Genomic DNA, 15,379 nt, shown 5'->3' on the forward strand with positions numbered 1-15,379 from the left:
TTTACAAATTTGACATAAATTTTACATATTTAACATTTTTTTAATCTTTTTTAATTATAATTCTAATCCCCCCTTTTTCATCCTTTCTCCTTTTTTAATTAAAAGGTTGCTCCCTTTCGGGAGCTTAAAATGTAATGTTTTGAATAAATTCAATATCGTTTTTTATAATAATTGCATCTATGCAAAAAGCGGAGTTTATATTGTGCTTTTTTAAATATACATATGCGGATTTTATAATTCTTTGAAGTTTGGCGGGCGTTATATTGTAAACAGGCTCAAAATTTTTACCGCTTTTTACTTCTATAAAATGAAAAACACTGTTTTTAAAAGCGATGATGTCTATTTCCCCGAATTTTGTATAAAAGTTTCTCTCAATTATTTTAAAATTGTTGTTTTTTAAAAATTGGGCGGCTTTTTGTTCGGCGATATTTCCTTTAGTTTTTGTATTCATACAGTATTTCCAGATGGTTTTGCGGAATGCGTGAGGGTTTTGAATTTTTAATATATGCGAGTGTAACGGACAGTTTAAAAATTTTTTTATTTTCTTTAAATATTGAATGCATAACTTTTAGTTTTACCTTTCCTATTTCTAAAATTTCAGTTTTAATTTCTATTATGTCTCCGAGTTTGGCGCTTGAGAGAAAAACGGCGTTTATATCCTTTACCACATAACCTTCTTCTTTTTCAAAGAAAATGCCTTTTTGGAAGAAAATTTCACTTCTTGCCTCTTCACAGAACGTTATATAATTTGTATGATATACAATTCCGCCTGCATCGGTATGGGAATAATAAATTCTTTTTTTATATTTCATTTTTGTTTTTTGATTTTATATTGCTCTATTTTAAAAGTAAGTGCAATACTTTCTTCTTTTTTTTCAAAATTTACAGGAAAATATGCCCTTATCACATATTTATAATCTTTCAGGGCGTCTAAAAAGTCATAAAAATTTTTGGGGCTTTTTATAACGGCGTCAACCATGTAAGATGTTTTCAAAAAAACGTTTTGGTAAGTGGAGGAGTTGATTTCTTTAATATTTAATATATTCATATATTTTGAAGCAAATGATTTAAAATTTTTTTTATTAAAATCTCTTTTCAGGGCTAAAATTACTTTTTTGTTTTCTTTTTGCAGTTTTTTAAGTGTCAATGATTTTTCTAAATACCGGTTTTTTAAATGTTCAAATTCGGTTTTTGTTTTATAATATTCGTTTTGGTTTTTTTTGAAAATTCTAATAGACGGGGCTATAATTATCCATATGCTAAAAAGTGTCAAAATTACAAAAAAAGTAAAAAAAAGAAAATTTTTTATAATATCTATTCCGTATATTTTTATTTTCGGTATTTTAAAAGAGTTTATTTTTGGTAATTTCATTGTTTACTCTTTAAATAATTTTCGGATTTGAATCTGTACCAGCCGTTTGGCATCTGGTAAAAGTAGGTTTTTGTTTCATTAAAAATAGATTCAAGAGGCGGAAGCATTAAAATATTATATATATCTTTACTCGGGGTTATTCCGTAAAGTACAAGCCTGTTTTTGTCAAATTCGCATGAACTAAGGGTAATCGGGTCGGGTATTAAATCAAGCAGGTTCTTAACGCTTTGTTTTAAAAGTGAGTTTTTAACCATAATGTCTTCATACAGTGTTTTTTCTTTTAAAATAAATGTTTTTTGTTTTTGAATATTTGTTAATTTAGCGTTTAAATTTATAATTTCTTTTTGAAATGTATCGGTGTCTTTTTTAAAAATATATGCTTTCAGGCTTAAAAACACTCCAAACAATATATAAAGACTCAGGGAAATAAAAATAAAAACAAGCCATAATTTTGTATCTTCCAACAAGAGCGGTTTTTGTTTCGGTTTTGTAAAACTATACATTTTTCCTGCTTATTTCGTTTATTGTTTTTAATATATCGAAATTTTCTTTTTTAGCTTCAATTAAAAGCATATCTTTTATTATTTGTGTAACATCATCGTTTAAAATACCGCTGTCTAATATAACAATGTTTTCAATAAAATCTTCAGAATAATTGTTATAATATTCTTCAAGCGATGATTTTATAAAATTGACAACATCCATTTCAATTCCTGTTTTAATTTCTTTTTCTTCAACTTCAGGAATGTCTTCTATTTTATCTAAATCTTCTACCATACCATCATCATCGTCTATTTCTTCTATTATTTCGTCGTCTGTATTTTCATTGTTTTCTTCGAACATCTCTTCTATTTTTTCGTAAATATCGGAATAAACAGGAATGTTTTTATAATAAATCAATACATAAAATTTTTCTTTTGTAATAATTACATATAAAGTGTTTGTTTTTTTTGCAGCTTTATAATCAATAAGTGAAAAAATTGAATAAATAAAATCGAGATTGAATCTTTTTAATTCCATTAAATCAAAAATAGAAGCATATACGGCAAATTTATTGTTTATACAGATATATTTAATGTTTTCGGTTTCTATTCCGAATTTGGAAAATTCTTTTTTTTCGCATGTGGGAATAACACCCTGGTTTATAGTCTGTATCACGGAAGAAAGATATGTTTGGGGAATATCCTGGGATAATTCTTTCATTTTATTTATTAAATCTTTTTTATTTTCGAATTCAAATCTGTTTTCTTCCAATAATTTATTGTTTTTATATATTTCATTTAACATTTTATAATTTTCATCAAAATAAAAAGAAATATACTGTTTTTTTATAAATCTTTTTAAGAACATAACGGATGCGCTTTTATGTAATTTTTTAATTTCAAATTTGAACTTAATTTTGTATAAATCTGGGTGGTTGAAATAAATTCATGCCCCAACAGTTCGCTTACATCGTTTATTCTGGCACCTTTATTTAGTAAATAAGTGGCAAATGAATGTCTTAGCTGATGAGGCGTTACATGAATACCTGTTTTTTTAAAAGCTTTTTGAACAATATATCGTAATTTGCTTTCTCCTAAGGGAATGGAATTTTTCTCAAAAAGATATTCTTTTTTCGGATTTATTTTTAAGAATTTATTGATAAAATCTTTAAGTTTTGGATGGAGCGGAAGTATTCTTGTTTTATTTCCCTTGCCTTTTATTTCTATCCATTCACCTTTTATATCGTTTAATTTTATATTCGCAGCTTCGCTTATCCTGAGCCCCAGGGAGAAAATTACGATAATTGCTAAATATTCTTCCATATCGGCTATTTTTAAAACCTCTTTTATTTTTTCGATGCTAACGGGTTTTGGAAGGGTTTTAGGTACTTTTATATGCTCATCCCCTATAAGTTTGTATTTAAACCCTTCACTTTGTAAAAATTCAAAAAAACTTCTGATGGCGGATATTTTTTTTGCTATGGTTTTTTTATTTAAAGAGGCAATATGCAATCTGTAAGGCGTTATATCGATTTCATTGTTAATTATTTCAATAAAATTAATTGCCTCTTTGAGTGTGCTTTCATAGGTTCTTAAAGTCTCTTTTGATTTTGTTTTTTCAATATATTTCAAATATTTACGGGATTCTTTTTGCAAAAACGTTTTCATACAGTTTTTTCCCCTTCCTATACATCTTTTGTGCCTTTTCTTTTAAACTTTCCGGTAAAAGAAGCGAGGGCGTCAATGTTTTATATTCGTCTATTATAATTTCAAGCATTATTTTTACTTTTTCCCTGTCCTGTTTTGTAATATTTTTTTTGTTTGCAATAATTTCAATTTTTTTAAAATATTTTTCTGCGTCATTTATATAATTTTGCCATTCGTTTGCAATTTTGGACTGTGTGTAAACTGTAAACGCCATTCTGTTATATGGCTCTAAAATATATGCTTTTTTTGCCAAAAGCTCGGCTTTTTTATAATCGCCTATTTCAAAAAAATATTTAGCTTCAAATGAAAGCCTGTATGAATCGTTTAACATATAATAAATAAAAACTCCTAAAATAATTATACCAAGAAAAACAAGAATTTTTTTTATATTACTTCTCCTATCAGATTATGATTAATTATTTCTTTTATTTTTACGTTTACAATTTTTCCCAGATTTTTGTTATCAGGGGCAATCTTAACGGTGAAATTATTATTGCTTCTGGCAAGTGTCTCTTCTTCAATCAAAGCTTTGTAAATTTTGCCGAGTTTATTTTGATATATTTCATCCTGGATGGCTTTGTGCATATTTTGAAGTTTATGCAGTCTTTTTTTTGCTGTCTGTTTGTCTATTTGATTGGCCATATTTGCAGCCTCTGTGAGAGGTCTTGGAGAATATACAAAACTGAACATCTGCTCGAATCTTACTTTTTCTACCACATCAAGCGTTTCATTAAAATCCTCTTCACTTTCTCCCGGAAAACCGACGATTATATCGGTGGTTATTGAAACCTCTGGGATTTGACGCAAAATTTCGCATCTGTTTAAAAACCATTCTTTAGAATATCCTCTTTTCATGGCTTTAAGTATTTTAGTGCTTCCGCTTTGAAGAGGAAAATGAATGTGTTTTGCTATTTTAGGATTGTTTGCAAATTCATCCAAAAATTTGTCGTCTGCATGAAGAGGGTGGGGGGAAGTGAATCTTATAATTTCAATTCCGTCAATTTTACTGACTTCTCTTAAAAGGTCTGTAAAATCTACTTTGGGATGGGCAACACTGAATCTTTTTCCGTAATTATTAACATTTTGTCCAAGAAGCGTTATTTCTTTTACGCCTTCATTTGCTAATTTTTCAACTTCTTTTAAAATTAAATCCATAGGAATGGATATTTCTTTTCCACGCGTTTTCGGCACTATGCAAAAAGTACATTTTTTGTCGCAGCCGACCATTATATTTACAAAATCTTTATATGGATTTTTTCTTGTGTTTTTAAACATATATGTTGTGTCATCATAATTTATATCGGTAAAAATATATTTTTCTTTGTTTACGGCCTCATTTATTTTACTTACATTTCTGGCTCCAAGCACAAAGCTGACAAAAGGAGCTTTTTTTATAATTTCCTCTCCCATATGGCTTGCAGTGCATCCGCAAACACCGAATTTTGCATTTGGATTTATTTTTTTCAGTTTCCCGAGTTCGGAGAAGAGTTTGTTAACCGGTTTTTCTCTTACTGAGCAGGTGTTGAGAATAATTAAATCCGCTTCATTCGGATTTTGTGTGGTTTGATATTCATTTGAAAGCTCTGCTACAATATGCTCGCTGTCTTTTACATTCATCTGACAGCCGAAAGTTTCAATATAGAGTTTTTTCATTTCACAACTCACCACTCACTATTTTCACCACTCACTATAATATATGCATTTCATACATATATGCCCCCTCGTCAAGCCCGTATTTTACATCTCTGAAATATACTGAAAATCCTATTTCGCTTAATTTATCTATCAAATCTTTAAGATTTTTATAACTTGTATCTTTGTGAAAATAATAAAATGAGTTGGATTTAACACTTTTAAGAAAATCTTCCATATTTACTTCTTTTGTTTTATGTTCATTTTCTATTAATTTTAATGTCATTTTTGTCCTTTTTACTATTATTTTATCAAAATTTTTTGTAAAATTATACCTAAGAAAACTCCCCGTTTCTTCTTAAATAAAAAAAATCATTGAAAAAAGGGTTATAAGTGGAAAAAATAGAAGATTTATTATCATTAGTGGCGCATGAAAAAGGACTTGATAAAGAAGAAGTAAAAGAAGCTTTTAAACGCTCAATTATTAAAATTGCCAAAAAATATATAGGTGACATTGATGTTGAAATTGATTTAGAAAATAAAATGGGAATTTATCAGATTTTTGAAGTTGTAAATGACGACAGAGCACTTGAAAACAGCGAAAAATATTTATACCTCGACGAAGCGAGGGATTTTGAGCCTGATATTCAGTTAGGGGATAAGTTAAAAGTGGAACTTGATTTGTCAAAACTCGGAAGAAGCGGCGCTAACAGCTTGCAAAGAGAATTTGAAAAGGAAGTTACAAGACTGCTTGAAAATGAAATTTACAGAAAACTTATTTCAAAATTAAATACTATTGTAACAGGTGAAGTTATAAAAGTTGACAGTGAAGAAAACACATGGGTTGATTTAAACGGCGTAAAAGGCGTTCTTCCTATGAGAAACAGAATAAAAGGTGAAAAATTTGAAGTGGGGGATGTGTTAAAAGCCCTTTTGAAGTTTGTCCATTTTGACGATAAAAGAGGAATTGTTATAGAACTTAGCCGGACAAGCCCGAAATTTTTGGAGAAATTAATTGAAAAAGCGGTTCCCGAGGTAAGAGATGGAATTATCAAAATTCATGCAAGTGCAAGAATACCAGGTATTAGAAGCAAGGTTGCCGTAAGCAGTATAAATCCGAGAATTGAGCCTATAGGAACAATAATAGGTAAAAACGGAGTCAGAATAAATGCCGTAAGCAATGAATTAAACGGTGAAAATATTGATGTAATCGAATATTCCAATAAACCTGAAATTTACATAGCAAGGGCTCTTTCGCCCGCAATTATAAAAAGCGTAAAAATAAATGAAAAAGACGGAGTTGCGATTGTGGAGGTGGACCCTGAGCAAAAAGCTAAAGCAATAGGAAAAAACGGAGTAAATATAACACTGGCCAGTATGCTTACAAAATATAAAATTGTGTTAGAAGATGCCAAAGAGAAAACAAAAGACACCTCAAAGCTTGAGAGTCTATTTAAGATATAGTGAAAATGGTGAAACTAGTGAGCAGTGAAAAGCGGTGAGTAGTGAAAATGGTTATAATAAGGAATAAATTGTGAAATATTTTTATTTTTCCTTTATTATTGCTGTTGTCGGTTTGGGGCTTGCTTTTTTTGTCGGGAGATTTGAAGCTGTTTATTTAACGGCAATTTTGGCTGTTTTGGAAATTTCCCTCTCCTTTGACAATGCAGTGGTAAATGCAAAAATTTTAAAAACAATGGATAAAATCTGGCAAAGAAGATTTTTAACCTGGGGACTTATAATAGCGGTTTTCGGAATGAGGCTTATAATCCCTATTTTGATAGTGGCTGTTGCCGCAGATATGGGAATAATGGAAACTGTTAATATTGCTTTGTTTGAGCCTGATAAATATGAAAGTATTTTATCAAACACCGAAAATCTCATATATGCGTTTGGAGGTGCTTTTTTATGGATGGTTTTTAGCGATTTTATGTTTGAAAAAAAAGAAATAAAATGGATAAAACCAATAGAAAAAACAGCCGAAAAATTTGGAAAGGTTAATAATATTTCTTTAATGATTGCGATTTTAATCGGAATTATAATTGTTTATGACGCCAAAAGTCATACAGTGGCAATAGCTTATTTTTTAGGTATTTTGTCTTATTCCCTTTTAAAAGCGCTGGATGAATATTTTTCCACCGAAAATGTAAAAAATGGACTTATGGGGCTTGTTTATCTTGAAATTTTAGATGCCTCTTTTTCTTTTGACGGGGTAATTGGTGCTTTTGCTATTACTCCTAATATTATTTTAATAATGCTTGGGCTTGGAATCGGCGCAATGTTTGTCAGAAGTCTTACCATTTGGATGGTTGAGAAGGAATTGCTTGATGAATACAAATATCTTGAACACGGTGCCCATTATGCAATTGGAATTTTAGCTTTTATTATGTTTTTAAAAATTTTTATAGAAATTCCGGAAACTGTTACAGGGACTCTTGGGCTTATTTTACTGATAGCGGCGTTTGTTCATTCAAAAATGGAACTTAAAAAAGTGAAAAATTAAATGATTTTTATTTCTTCAATTAGTTTTATTCCGAAATTTTCATAAACCCTTTTTTTTGCCAGATTGATTAAATAAATCATATCTTTAAATTTACCTTCTCCTAAATTTACAAAAAAATTGGCATGAATCCTTGAAATTTGAATATCCCCTTTTTTCATTCCTTTAAGGCCTGCTTTTTCAATCACTCTTCCGGCGAAATCACCTTTTGGGTTTTTAAACACACTTCCGAGGCTTGGTTTTTTTGGCTGGTTTTTTCGAAGATTTTTTAAATATTTATCTAAAAAAGGGTCATAATTTCTTTTTATTTCAAAAAGGGCTTCAAAAACCGGAGCATTTATGTTTGAATACCTGTAATTAAATAAAATATCTTTTTTTTCTATCCAGCCGTTAAGTGTTTTTATGGCAATTAAATTATTTGAAATTTCTTCATTTTTCACTCCGGCATTCATTTTAATGCTTCCGCCTATTGTGCCCGGCAGGTGGGAGAGAAATTCAAACCCTCCGATATTTTTTCTTTTGCAAAAATTATAAAGAACCCTGTTTTTAACTTTGCCTCCAACTTTCAGGTAACCGTTTTTATATTCGATAAATTTGTATTTATCAGATAGAATTCCCAAATTTTTAGCATTTGGAGAAATCAAGGTATTTGTGGCACGTCCTATTAAAAATTCATTATTGTAATTACTTTCGTCAATTATTTTAACTTTAATTTTTGGCCCTATTTTTATTGAAGAAAATTTACTAAAATCTATTATTTTAAATTTTTCACTACCCACAACTCACTACTCACTATCTTAAAAACGTTGGTATCAGTTTAAAAACATATGTTGTAAAATCTATCATTTCATTCATCATCCACGGCATTGTAAGAATTAAAATCACCGCAATAGCTATAATTTTCGGAACAAAACTCAGCGTCATTTCATTAATCTGGGTTGTTGCCTGAAAAATGGAAATTATAAGTCCCACCACCATACCTACTAACAGTGCTGGAAGTGAGAGTAAAAGAGCGAGTTTGAGTGTTTGTACCGCTAAAGCGATAACTTCAGACTGATTCATTTTCCATTCCTGTGGCTTTTTTTACGGCAATGTCAACTTTTTTCATTTCTTCATCGCTTAATTTTGTAACAATTCCTTTTGAAAATATTATTTTTCCTGTTGAAATTATTCCTATTGCGTTTGCAACTATTTCACTGTCCTTACTCATTAAATCTCTTTTTTTTATAAATATTCTGTAATCTCCCCCGAGAATCTGTCCGGAAAGGGGTAAGACTATTACCGTATGGTAAAGCCCCTTGAAGCAGGCTTCGTTTAAAAAATTATTTTGATAAATTAAAAATGGTCTAACTTTTGCAGAATCGGTCAGTTTTGCAAAATATATTTCACCTCTTTTAAAATTAACAGGGGGTTCACCTTTAAATTCCCCTTCCAAAAACTCTATAAAACTTGCCCTTTGAGTTCTCGGTTTACATTTTAGCGCTAATTCATTTCTTTCATACCACTTTTGAAATTCATTTTCACTACTCACCACCCCGCCTTTTGCAAGCGGCCGGGCAGGTTTTCACCGCTTTCACATCTTAAGTTTTTATACTCTTTTGGAATTAAATAATTTCTTACATCTTCCATATGCGGGATTAAATTGTTTTTATATCCAAGCTCAAAGAGTTTATTGAGTGCGTTTAACTGTTCTTCGTCCATTTCAACCGATTTATTGTTGGCGTAAAGGTCTAAATATTTATCCAGTGTTTTATTATCAACCCTTACCAAATTTCTTTCAAGAAGCATTTTTGAGAGTATGTTTTTATGCCTGTTTGCAATATCAACGGCTTTTGTCAATATATTTTCTATATTTATGGCATCAAGTAATGGAATTGAACGCCTCAAAGCCATTCCCCCGAGAGGCAGCGGAATATCTCCGGCAAGTTCTTTCCATATATCCCACAGTTCTTTTTCCACTTCGAGTTTTTCATTAAAATTTAAAATACTTTCATGTATTAAAACCCCGGCATCAACCTCACCTCTTAAAACAGCATCTTCAATTTCAAGGAAATTTTTATATACGATTCTTGCTTTTGGATAGTAAATTTTAAAAAGCAGGGCATTAGTTGTATATTTTCCGCTTAAAGCCGCTTTGAAATTCGGTTTTAACTTTTTGCCTTTTAATTTAACAAGTTTTGGCCCGTATCCGTATCCGAAACTAACCGCACATCTCAAAAGGGCGTATTCATTTTTTAAAAAAGGATAAGCACCGAAACTTATGGCACTTATGTCATAAATATTTTGCATTGTTTTTTGATTGAGAGTCTCAATATCTTCCGCTTCGCTGTCAAAAATATAACCGTTGTTTCCATTTCCCGTTTTCCATTTAGTAGAGATCCATCCAAATTTAATGGCGTAATACATAAAAATATCGTCTGCATCCGGAGAATGCGCCAAATTATATGTTTTCAAGATAGTCCTTTAAAAATTAAATTTTTAATAACCTTTTTTGTTATAATTGTAACAAAAAAAGGTCTTTAATGAATGATAAAAAACAAAAAGCTTTGGATCTTGCAATTAAACAGATTGACAAGCAGTTTGGAAAAGGAGCTTTGGTAAAGCTGAGCGATCGGGATATAGAACCTATTGAGGCGATTCCCACTGGAAGTTTCGGCCTTGATATGGCCCTTGGAATTGGCGGTATTCCAAAAGGAAGAATTACCGAAATATACGGACCTGAAAGCAGCGGTAAAACAACGTTAGCGCTTTCAATTATAGCCGAGGCTCAAAAACAGGGCGGTGTGGCCGCATTTATAGACGCGGAGCATGCCCTTGATGTAATTTATGCGAAACATATAGGCGTGGATGTGGATAATTTATTGGTGTCACAGCCCGATTACGGGGAGCAGGCTCTTGAAATAGTTGAAACACTCGCCAGAAGCGGTGCGGTTGACATTATTGTAATTGATTCAGTGGCCGCCCTCACCCCAAAAGCGGAGATAGAAGGAAATATGGGGGATACACAGGTGGGTGTGCAGGCAAGACTTATGTCTCAGGCCCTTAGAAAGCTGACCGCCGCAATTCACAAGATGAATACAACAGTTGTATTTATCAACCAAATCAGAATGAAAATAGGAATGATGGGATACGGTAACCCTGAAACAACAACCGGCGGTAACGCTTTAAAATTCTATTCTTCCGTAAGGCTTGATGTCAGAAGAATAGCAACGCTGAAACAGGCGGATAAAGAAGTAGGTAACAGAACAAAAGTAAAAGTAGTAAAAAACAAAGTGGCTCCCCCTTTCAGGATAGCGGAATTTGACATAATGTTTGGAAAAGGAATAAGCAGGGAAGGTGAAATTCTTGATTACGGTGTAAAACTGGATATTGTTGATAAAAGCGGAGCGTGGTTTAGCTACGGCGCCACAAGGCTCGGCCAGGGTAAGGAAAATGCAAAAGAATATTTAAAAACACATTCTGAAATAGCAGAGGAAATTGAGCAAAAAATTAAAGAAGCCATGGGTGTTGAACTTTCAAATATGATTGAGGCATTAGAAAAAGAAACTGAAGAAAAAGGAGAATAAAATGACTTACATTGAAAATATATTTGCAGATGAAATTTTGGATTCCAGAGGTAATCCGACTGTCAGAGTAACGGTTGAATTAAGCGACGGTGTTGTAGCAAGTGCGAATGTTCCAAGCGGTGCGAGCACAGGTGAAAGGGAAGCGCTTGAGCTTAGAGACGGAGATGAAAACAGATACGGCGGAAAAGGCGTGTTAAAAGCGTGTGAAAATATAAATTCAATCATTGCAAATGAATTAATCGGTATGAGTCCGTTTGATCAGGCTGAAATTGATAACACAATGATAGAACTTGACGGAACAGAAAATAAAAGCAGATTAGGTGCTAATGCAATTCTCGGTGTAAGTATGGCTGTGGCAAGGGCTGCTGCTTCATCTTTGTCTCTTCCGCTTTACAGATATTTGGGGGGAAGCAATGCACTTGTAATGCCTGCGCCTATGTTAAATGTTATCAACGGCGGTGTTCATGCTGACAATGATGTCGATTTTCAGGAATATATGATTATGCCAGTCGGTTTTAATTCTTTTGAAAGGGCGTTAAGGGCGGCAGCAGAAACATATCATACTCTTAAAAATCTTCTTAAAAAAGACGGACATCCTACTGCTCTTGGTGATGAAGGGGGATTTGCGCCTAATTTTAAAAATAATGAAGAGCCTTTAGAATATTTGGTAAAAGCGATAAAAGAAGCTGGTTATAAACCAGGAGAAGAAATTGCACTCGCAATGGACCCTGCAAGCAGTGAATTTTATAAAAACGGAAAATATGTTTTAGCCGGTGAAGGAAAAGAATTAAGTGCCGAAGAAATGGTAAATTATTATGCGGCTTTGGTTGAAAAATACCCTATTGTTTCCATAGAAGACGGTATGGCTGAAAACGATTATGAAGGATGGAAGCTGTTAACCCAAAAACTTGGAAATAAAATTCAGTTGGTGGGTGACGATGTTTTCGTAACAAACAAAAAACTGTTAAAAAAAGGAATTGAAGAAGGTATTGCAAATTCAATCCTTATTAAATTAAATCAAATAGGAACAGTTACAGAAACAATGCAGACTATGAGACTTGCATACAGAAACAATTATACCTGTGTGGTAAGTCACAGAAGCGGTGAAACCGAAGATGCGTTTATTGCGGATTTTGCTGTGGCGATGAACTGTGGCCAAATTAAAACAGGAGCGCCTGCAAGAGGTGAAAGAACCGCTAAATACAACAGACTTCTTGAAATTGAAAGAAGTGTGGAGGGAACTGAATTTATAGGGGCTGAAATTTTTAAATGATAGAATTTGACGACATAAGAGCTAAAAGAAAAGTGGATTTAAAAATAATTTTAGTTATTTTGCTTTCTTTTCTTTTTGGCATTTATATTTTTAATTTGCTTTTTGGTGAAAAATCTTTCAGCAGAATGTTGGATTTACAAAAAGAATATAAAATTTTAAATAAAAAAGTAAAAGATTTGAAAAAAGAAAATACAACGCTTCAAAAAGAGTATTTTGAACTTAAAGAGCTTGAAGGAAAATAATCTAATGAAAAATGTAAAATGTAAAATGGAAAATTAATGAGAATATTAATACTGATTATAATGAATGTTTTGTTATTTGCAAGGATAAATCCGTTTGAACCTGTAATTAACCCTCAAAATAAAATAATTATTAAACCCGAATTTTTTAAAGAAAAAAAAGTTTATTTTCCAAATGACGCAAGAATTTTAAAAAAAATTATTTTTGTTTATCAAAATTCCAGCGGAGATATTAAAAATAAAGAAATTTTAATAAACAAAAATATTGATTTTCACTCTCCCGTAGTTATTATCCATAAACCTAAAACTTTCGGAATTAAAGAATATAAATTTGATTCTCTTTTTACTCTTTTTATCAAAAATAAAAAACTTTTTATAAAAACAAAAGATAAACTGATAAGAAATATGTTTTTAATCAGACCGTTCAGGCTTGTTCTGGATTTTCAAAAAAACGCAGATTTTTTAACGATGAAAAGAATTATAAAACAATATTTTGTAAAAAAAATTGTTGTTGGAAACCACAAAGGTTTTTATCGGATTGTTATATATTTTGATACGAATTATTCATATAAACTCACAAAAACTGAAGAGGGGATTAAAATTGAGCTCAAATAACCTGCTTTTAACAGGTTTTATGGGCAGCGGGAAGTCTACAATAGGCAGAATTTTAGCTAAAGAGATGAAAACTTTTTTTCTTGACACGGATTTACTGATTGAAAATTTTGAAAATAAAACTATCAGTGAAATTTTTAAAACCCATGGAGAAAAAATATTTCGCCAAAAGGAGAAATACTGCTTCGAATGGATTAAAAAAAATGTTTTTAATACTGTTATTTCAGTAGGGGGAGGGTTTCCGGTATTTATTCCTGAGATTAAAGAAGCAGGGATTGTGGTTTATCTAAAAGTGGATTTCGAAGATATCTTAAAAAGAATGGATAAAAAAGAAATTGAAAAAAGGCCTCTTTTTAAAGAGAGATCAAAAGCTGAGGAACTTTATTATTCAAGGACTAAAATATATGAAAAACTGGCCGATTTAACTGTTGAAAACCAAGATTTACAAAACAGCGTGAATATAATAAAGGAATATTATGAAAATTTCAAATCAAAACATTAATGCCATTTTGCGAATTGATGCTCAGAAAAAAGCACAGGATGTTGTAAAAAATGTTTTGGGAAATTTGCTTGAGAAAACTTTTGAAAATACAAAGGCCATAGAAGAAGCTGCAAAAGCCACCGGAAAAGGAAATAACTTAAATATTAAAGTGTGAAAAAGTGAGATGTGAGTTGTGAGTTGCAAAAAAGAATTAATTGATTTTTATCAAAAAAGAAAAAAATATATTCAAAAATATTTAAATGAAAATATTGATTTTACAGAGGTAACTGACCCTTGTATTGATAAAAAAAGGGATAATCCCATAATGATTATAGGTGAGGCTCCTGGTAAAAAAGAGGTTGAAATGCATTCGCCTTTTGTAGGAAAGGCAGGGGAAAATCTGAATTATCTTATAAATTTAAGCGGACTTGATAGGTGCGGGGATTTTTTAATAACCAACGCCTTTCCGTTTAGAACATTTGAAGATAATAAAAACAGAACTCCAAAAGCAAATGAACTTAAAATTGGTGCTGATCTACTTGAAAAAGAAATAAATATTGTAAAACCTTCTATTATTTTGCTTCTTGGAAATTCTGCAATTAAAGCATTTTCTTATATAAATAAATTTAAAAAAGTTAAAAATTTAAAAAAATGCGGTGTTTATGAAATAAACGGATTTAAAATCGGGGTTTGTTTTCATCCTTCGCCTCTTGCATTTAACAGAATTGATATAAGAAACGATTTAGAAAAATTTTTTAAAAATTTAAAAAATTATTTATAATTTTAAAATATGTTTTAAAGATTTTTCAATTGTAGGATATTTGAATTTAAATCCATTTTCTAATAATCTTTTTGGATAGACTTCTTTAGAACTTGTTAAAACGCCGGCCCCTTCACCGTATTGTAAATGAAGAATAAATTTTGGAATTCTAAAAATTGTAGGTCTATGTAAAACTTTTCCAAAAATCCTCGATATCAATCCAGGACATTTTCATTTCGCCATTTCCAATAATTCCTCCAAGACCTATTTTAAACGGTAAAAGCATTTCTTTAAGAGCACCGCCTTTTCCTAAAACAACACTGAGTCTTATTGTAGTTGTAGGTTTGTTGCATTTATTTGCTTCGTTTTCCCATTCTTTTGCCAAATTTCCCAAAAAATCATCTGCAGTAATGTTACAGTATTCATCACACGGAGTATTTTCCGGATAGATTCCGATTGCAGAAGTTGAAATAAAGTGTTTTATATTGCTTTTATTAATAGACTTCACCAGTTTTTTTGTAGTTTCAATTCTGCTTGAATAAAGTATTTTTGTAATTTTCAGACCATCTTTTTAATATACTAGCCCCCGCTAAATTAAAAGCTATATCAACATCTTTTAATTTTTCAACAATTTCTTTTTCGTTGTCATTTCTATTTATTTCAATGAAATCAGGAAAATAATTTTTTAGATTTGAGCCAATAAATCCACCGGCTCCTGTAATTGCTATTTTCATATTTCTCCTTAAAATAATGAA

25 protein-coding genes are annotated in these 15,379 nt (G+C 31.1%); 9 read left to right on the top strand and 16 right to left on the bottom strand.

Annotated elements, in window-relative coordinates; genetic code table 11:
• Positions 1-124 precede the first annotated feature (124 nt).
• The 9 genes from DZ67_RS0105120 to DZ67_RS0105160 are packed head-to-tail and all read right to left on the bottom strand — an operon-like array spanning position 125 to position 5,479.
• Entirely contained in the window at positions 125-451 is a 327-nt protein-coding gene (locus tag DZ67_RS0105120; protein WP_035003149.1) for a YraN family protein, read from the bottom strand.
• The gene (locus DZ67_RS0105125) at positions 435-812 is read right to left on the bottom strand and encodes an acyl-CoA thioesterase (protein WP_024791310.1); all 378 of its coding nucleotides are present in this window, start codon (positions 810-812) and stop codon (positions 435-437) included. The genes DZ67_RS0105120 and DZ67_RS0105125 overlap by 17 nt, the downstream gene beginning before the upstream one ends.
• A complete protein-coding gene (locus tag DZ67_RS0105130) occupies positions 809-1,372 on the bottom strand; it encodes a hypothetical protein (RefSeq protein ID WP_024791830.1) in 564 nt (187 codons plus the stop codon). Before DZ67_RS0105130 ends, DZ67_RS0105125 begins: the two co-directional genes overlap by 4 nt.
• Positions 1,369-1,875: a hypothetical protein gene (locus DZ67_RS0105135; RefSeq protein WP_024791831.1), complete on the bottom strand. Its 507-nt coding sequence runs from the start codon at positions 1,873-1,875 to the stop codon at positions 1,369-1,371. Before DZ67_RS0105135 ends, DZ67_RS0105130 begins: the two co-directional genes overlap by 4 nt.
• Positions 1,868-2,722, bottom strand: coding sequence for a hypothetical protein (locus tag DZ67_RS0105140; RefSeq protein WP_024791832.1), 855 nt, complete (start codon positions 2,720-2,722; stop codon positions 1,868-1,870). Before DZ67_RS0105140 ends, DZ67_RS0105135 begins: the two co-directional genes overlap by 8 nt.
• Positions 2,713-3,522: a tyrosine-type recombinase/integrase gene (locus tag DZ67_RS09900; protein ID WP_035907153.1), complete on the bottom strand. Its 810-nt coding sequence runs from the start codon at positions 3,520-3,522 to the stop codon at positions 2,713-2,715. Before DZ67_RS09900 ends, DZ67_RS0105140 begins: the two co-directional genes overlap by 10 nt.
• Positions 3,491-3,892, bottom strand: a complete 402-nt coding sequence (locus DZ67_RS0105150; RefSeq protein ID WP_024791312.1) for a hypothetical protein — start codon at positions 3,890-3,892, stop codon at positions 3,491-3,493. The genes DZ67_RS09900 and DZ67_RS0105150 overlap by 32 nt, the downstream gene beginning before the upstream one ends.
• Before the next feature lie 53 nt (positions 3,893-3,945).
• Positions 3,946-5,214 carry a tRNA (N6-isopentenyl adenosine(37)-C2)-methylthiotransferase MiaB gene (gene miaB, locus DZ67_RS0105155; protein ID WP_024791833.1) on the bottom strand — a complete coding sequence of 423 codons (1,269 nt, stop codon included), beginning with the start codon at positions 5,212-5,214 and terminating at the stop codon, positions 3,946-3,948.
• A 34-nt stretch (positions 5,215-5,248) separates the two neighbouring features.
• The gene (locus DZ67_RS0105160) at positions 5,249-5,479 is read right to left on the bottom strand and encodes an HP0268 family nuclease (protein WP_024791834.1); all 231 of its coding nucleotides are present in this window, start codon (positions 5,477-5,479) and stop codon (positions 5,249-5,251) included.
• A gap of 107 nt (positions 5,480-5,586) precedes the next feature.
• Between DZ67_RS0105160 and nusA the strand changes: the two genes are divergently transcribed.
• Positions 5,587-6,657 carry a transcription termination factor NusA gene (nusA, locus tag DZ67_RS0105165; protein ID WP_024791835.1) on the top strand — a complete coding sequence of 357 codons (1,071 nt, stop codon included), beginning with the start codon at positions 5,587-5,589 and terminating at the stop codon, positions 6,655-6,657.
• A gap of 70 nt (positions 6,658-6,727) precedes the next feature.
• Positions 6,728-7,696: a DUF475 domain-containing protein gene (locus DZ67_RS0105170; RefSeq protein WP_024791836.1), complete on the top strand. Its 969-nt coding sequence runs from the start codon at positions 6,728-6,730 to the stop codon at positions 7,694-7,696.
• Here the strand turns inward: DZ67_RS0105170 and DZ67_RS0105175 are convergent.
• From DZ67_RS0105175 to DZ67_RS0105190, 4 genes are read right to left on the bottom strand one after another with little or no spacing between them, the layout of a single operon-like run.
• A complete protein-coding gene (locus DZ67_RS0105175) occupies positions 7,693-8,472 on the bottom strand; it encodes a UDP-N-acetylmuramate dehydrogenase (RefSeq protein WP_051440286.1) in 780 nt (259 codons plus the stop codon). The two genes, DZ67_RS0105170 and DZ67_RS0105175, sit on opposite strands and share 4 nt — an antisense overlap.
• Positions 8,473-8,485: 13 nt before the next feature.
• Entirely contained in the window at positions 8,486-8,755 is a 270-nt protein-coding gene (gene fliQ, locus DZ67_RS0105180; RefSeq protein WP_024787613.1) for a flagellar biosynthesis protein FliQ, read from the bottom strand.
• Positions 8,742-9,224 (bottom strand): type II toxin-antitoxin system PemK/MazF family toxin, encoded by a 483-nt coding sequence (locus tag DZ67_RS0105185; RefSeq protein WP_024791838.1) that lies wholly within the window; start codon positions 9,222-9,224, stop codon positions 8,742-8,744. The genes fliQ and DZ67_RS0105185 overlap by 14 nt, the downstream gene beginning before the upstream one ends.
• Positions 9,221-10,150 (bottom strand): MqnA/MqnD/SBP family protein, encoded by a 930-nt coding sequence (locus DZ67_RS0105190; protein WP_051440287.1) that lies wholly within the window; start codon positions 10,148-10,150, stop codon positions 9,221-9,223. Before DZ67_RS0105190 ends, DZ67_RS0105185 begins: the two co-directional genes overlap by 4 nt.
• A 65-nt stretch (positions 10,151-10,215) precedes the next feature.
• Here DZ67_RS0105190 and recA point away from each other — a divergent pair, with 65 nt between their 5' ends.
• Genes recA through DZ67_RS0105225 form a run of 7 tightly spaced genes read left to right on the top strand, consistent with a single transcriptional unit; the run spans position 10,216 to position 14,645 of the window.
• Positions 10,216-11,259, top strand: coding sequence for a recombinase RecA (gene recA / locus DZ67_RS0105195; RefSeq protein WP_024791840.1), 1,044 nt, complete (start codon positions 10,216-10,218; stop codon positions 11,257-11,259).
• A gap of 1 nt (position 11,260) precedes the next feature.
• A complete protein-coding gene (eno, locus tag DZ67_RS0105200) occupies positions 11,261-12,532 on the top strand; it encodes a phosphopyruvate hydratase (RefSeq protein WP_024791841.1) in 1,272 nt (423 codons plus the stop codon).
• On the top strand, positions 12,529-12,774 hold the full coding sequence (locus DZ67_RS0105205; protein ID WP_024787618.1) for an FtsB family cell division protein: 246 nt from the start codon (positions 12,529-12,531) through the stop codon (positions 12,772-12,774). Before eno ends, DZ67_RS0105205 begins: the two co-directional genes overlap by 4 nt.
• A 36-nt stretch (positions 12,775-12,810) precedes the next feature.
• Complete coding sequence (locus tag DZ67_RS0105210) at positions 12,811-13,386, top strand: AMIN domain-containing protein (protein WP_024791320.1); 576 nt, start codon at positions 12,811-12,813, stop codon at positions 13,384-13,386.
• Positions 13,373-13,885, top strand: a complete 513-nt coding sequence (locus tag DZ67_RS0105215) for a shikimate kinase (RefSeq protein WP_024787620.1) — start codon at positions 13,373-13,375, stop codon at positions 13,883-13,885. Before DZ67_RS0105210 ends, DZ67_RS0105215 begins: the two co-directional genes overlap by 14 nt.
• Positions 13,860-14,039, top strand: a complete 180-nt coding sequence (locus DZ67_RS0105220) for a hypothetical protein (RefSeq protein WP_024787621.1) — start codon at positions 13,860-13,862, stop codon at positions 14,037-14,039. The genes DZ67_RS0105215 and DZ67_RS0105220 overlap by 26 nt, the downstream gene beginning before the upstream one ends.
• Positions 14,040-14,057: 18 nt before the next feature.
• Positions 14,058-14,645 (top strand): uracil-DNA glycosylase family protein, encoded by a 588-nt coding sequence (locus DZ67_RS0105225; protein ID WP_024791321.1) that lies wholly within the window; start codon positions 14,058-14,060, stop codon positions 14,643-14,645.
• On the opposite strand, the gene DZ67_RS10715 is transcribed toward DZ67_RS0105225, so the two are convergent.
• From DZ67_RS10715 to DZ67_RS10725, 3 genes are read right to left on the bottom strand one after another with little or no spacing between them, the layout of a single operon-like run.
• A complete protein-coding gene (locus tag DZ67_RS10715) occupies positions 14,640-14,843 on the bottom strand; it encodes a DUF1731 domain-containing protein (RefSeq protein ID WP_201767419.1) in 204 nt (67 codons plus the stop codon). The two genes, DZ67_RS0105225 and DZ67_RS10715, sit on opposite strands and share 6 nt — an antisense overlap.
• A complete protein-coding gene (locus DZ67_RS10720; protein ID WP_201767420.1) occupies positions 14,809-15,132 on the bottom strand; it encodes a hypothetical protein in 324 nt (107 codons plus the stop codon). The genes DZ67_RS10715 and DZ67_RS10720 overlap by 35 nt, the downstream gene beginning before the upstream one ends.
• Before the next feature lie 16 nt (positions 15,133-15,148).
• Positions 15,149-15,358 carry a hypothetical protein gene (locus DZ67_RS10725; protein ID WP_201767421.1) on the bottom strand — a complete coding sequence of 70 codons (210 nt, stop codon included), beginning with the start codon at positions 15,356-15,358 and terminating at the stop codon, positions 15,149-15,151.
• Between the last annotated feature and the right edge of the window lie 21 nt (positions 15,359-15,379).

Origin of the sequence: Lebetimonas sp. JS138, assembly GCF_000523335.1 — a bacterium.
Classification (GTDB): Bacteria; Campylobacterota; Campylobacteria; order Campylobacterales; family Nautiliaceae; genus Lebetimonas.

Bases quoted from the DNA above. Each gene is read 5' to 3' on its own strand.
- miaB (WP_024791833.1), bottom strand. From the start codon at position 5,214: ATGAAAAAACTCTATATTGAAACTTTCGGCTGTCAGATGAATGTAAAA.
- DZ67_RS0105140 (WP_024791832.1), bottom strand. From the start codon at position 2,722: ATGTTCTTAAAAAGATTTATAAAAAAACAGTATATTTCTTTTTATTTT.
- DZ67_RS0105120 (WP_035003149.1), bottom strand. From the start codon at position 451: ATGAATACAAAAACTAAAGGAAATATCGCCGAACAAAAAGCCGCCCAA.
- recA (WP_024791840.1), top strand. From the start codon at position 10,216: ATGAATGATAAAAAACAAAAAGCTTTGGATCTTGCAATTAAACAGATT.
- fliQ (WP_024787613.1), bottom strand. From the start codon at position 8,755: ATGAATCAGTCTGAAGTTATCGCTTTAGCGGTACAAACACTCAAACTC.
- DZ67_RS0105135 (WP_024791831.1), bottom strand. From the start codon at position 1,875: ATGTATAGTTTTACAAAACCGAAACAAAAACCGCTCTTGTTGGAAGAT.
- DZ67_RS0105150 (WP_024791312.1), bottom strand. From the start codon at position 3,892: ATGTTAAACGATTCATACAGGCTTTCATTTGAAGCTAAATATTTTTTT.
- DZ67_RS0105160 (WP_024791834.1), bottom strand. From the start codon at position 5,479: ATGACATTAAAATTAATAGAAAATGAACATAAAACAAAAGAAGTAAAT.
- DZ67_RS0105205 (WP_024787618.1), top strand. From the start codon at position 12,529: ATGATAGAATTTGACGACATAAGAGCTAAAAGAAAAGTGGATTTAAAA.
- DZ67_RS10725 (WP_201767421.1), bottom strand. From the start codon at position 15,358: ATGAAAATAGCAATTACAGGAGCCGGTGGATTTATTGGCTCAAATCTA.
- eno (WP_024791841.1), top strand. From the start codon at position 11,261: ATGACTTACATTGAAAATATATTTGCAGATGAAATTTTGGATTCCAGA.
- DZ67_RS0105130 (WP_024791830.1), bottom strand. From the start codon at position 1,372: ATGAAATTACCAAAAATAAACTCTTTTAAAATACCGAAAATAAAAATA.
- DZ67_RS0105210 (WP_024791320.1), top strand. From the start codon at position 12,811: ATGAGAATATTAATACTGATTATAATGAATGTTTTGTTATTTGCAAGG.
- DZ67_RS09900 (WP_035907153.1), bottom strand. From the start codon at position 3,522: ATGAAAACGTTTTTGCAAAAAGAATCCCGTAAATATTTGAAATATATT.
- DZ67_RS0105125 (WP_024791310.1), bottom strand. From the start codon at position 812: ATGAAATATAAAAAAAGAATTTATTATTCCCATACCGATGCAGGCGGA.
- DZ67_RS0105220 (WP_024787621.1), top strand. From the start codon at position 13,860: ATGAAAATTTCAAATCAAAACATTAATGCCATTTTGCGAATTGATGCT.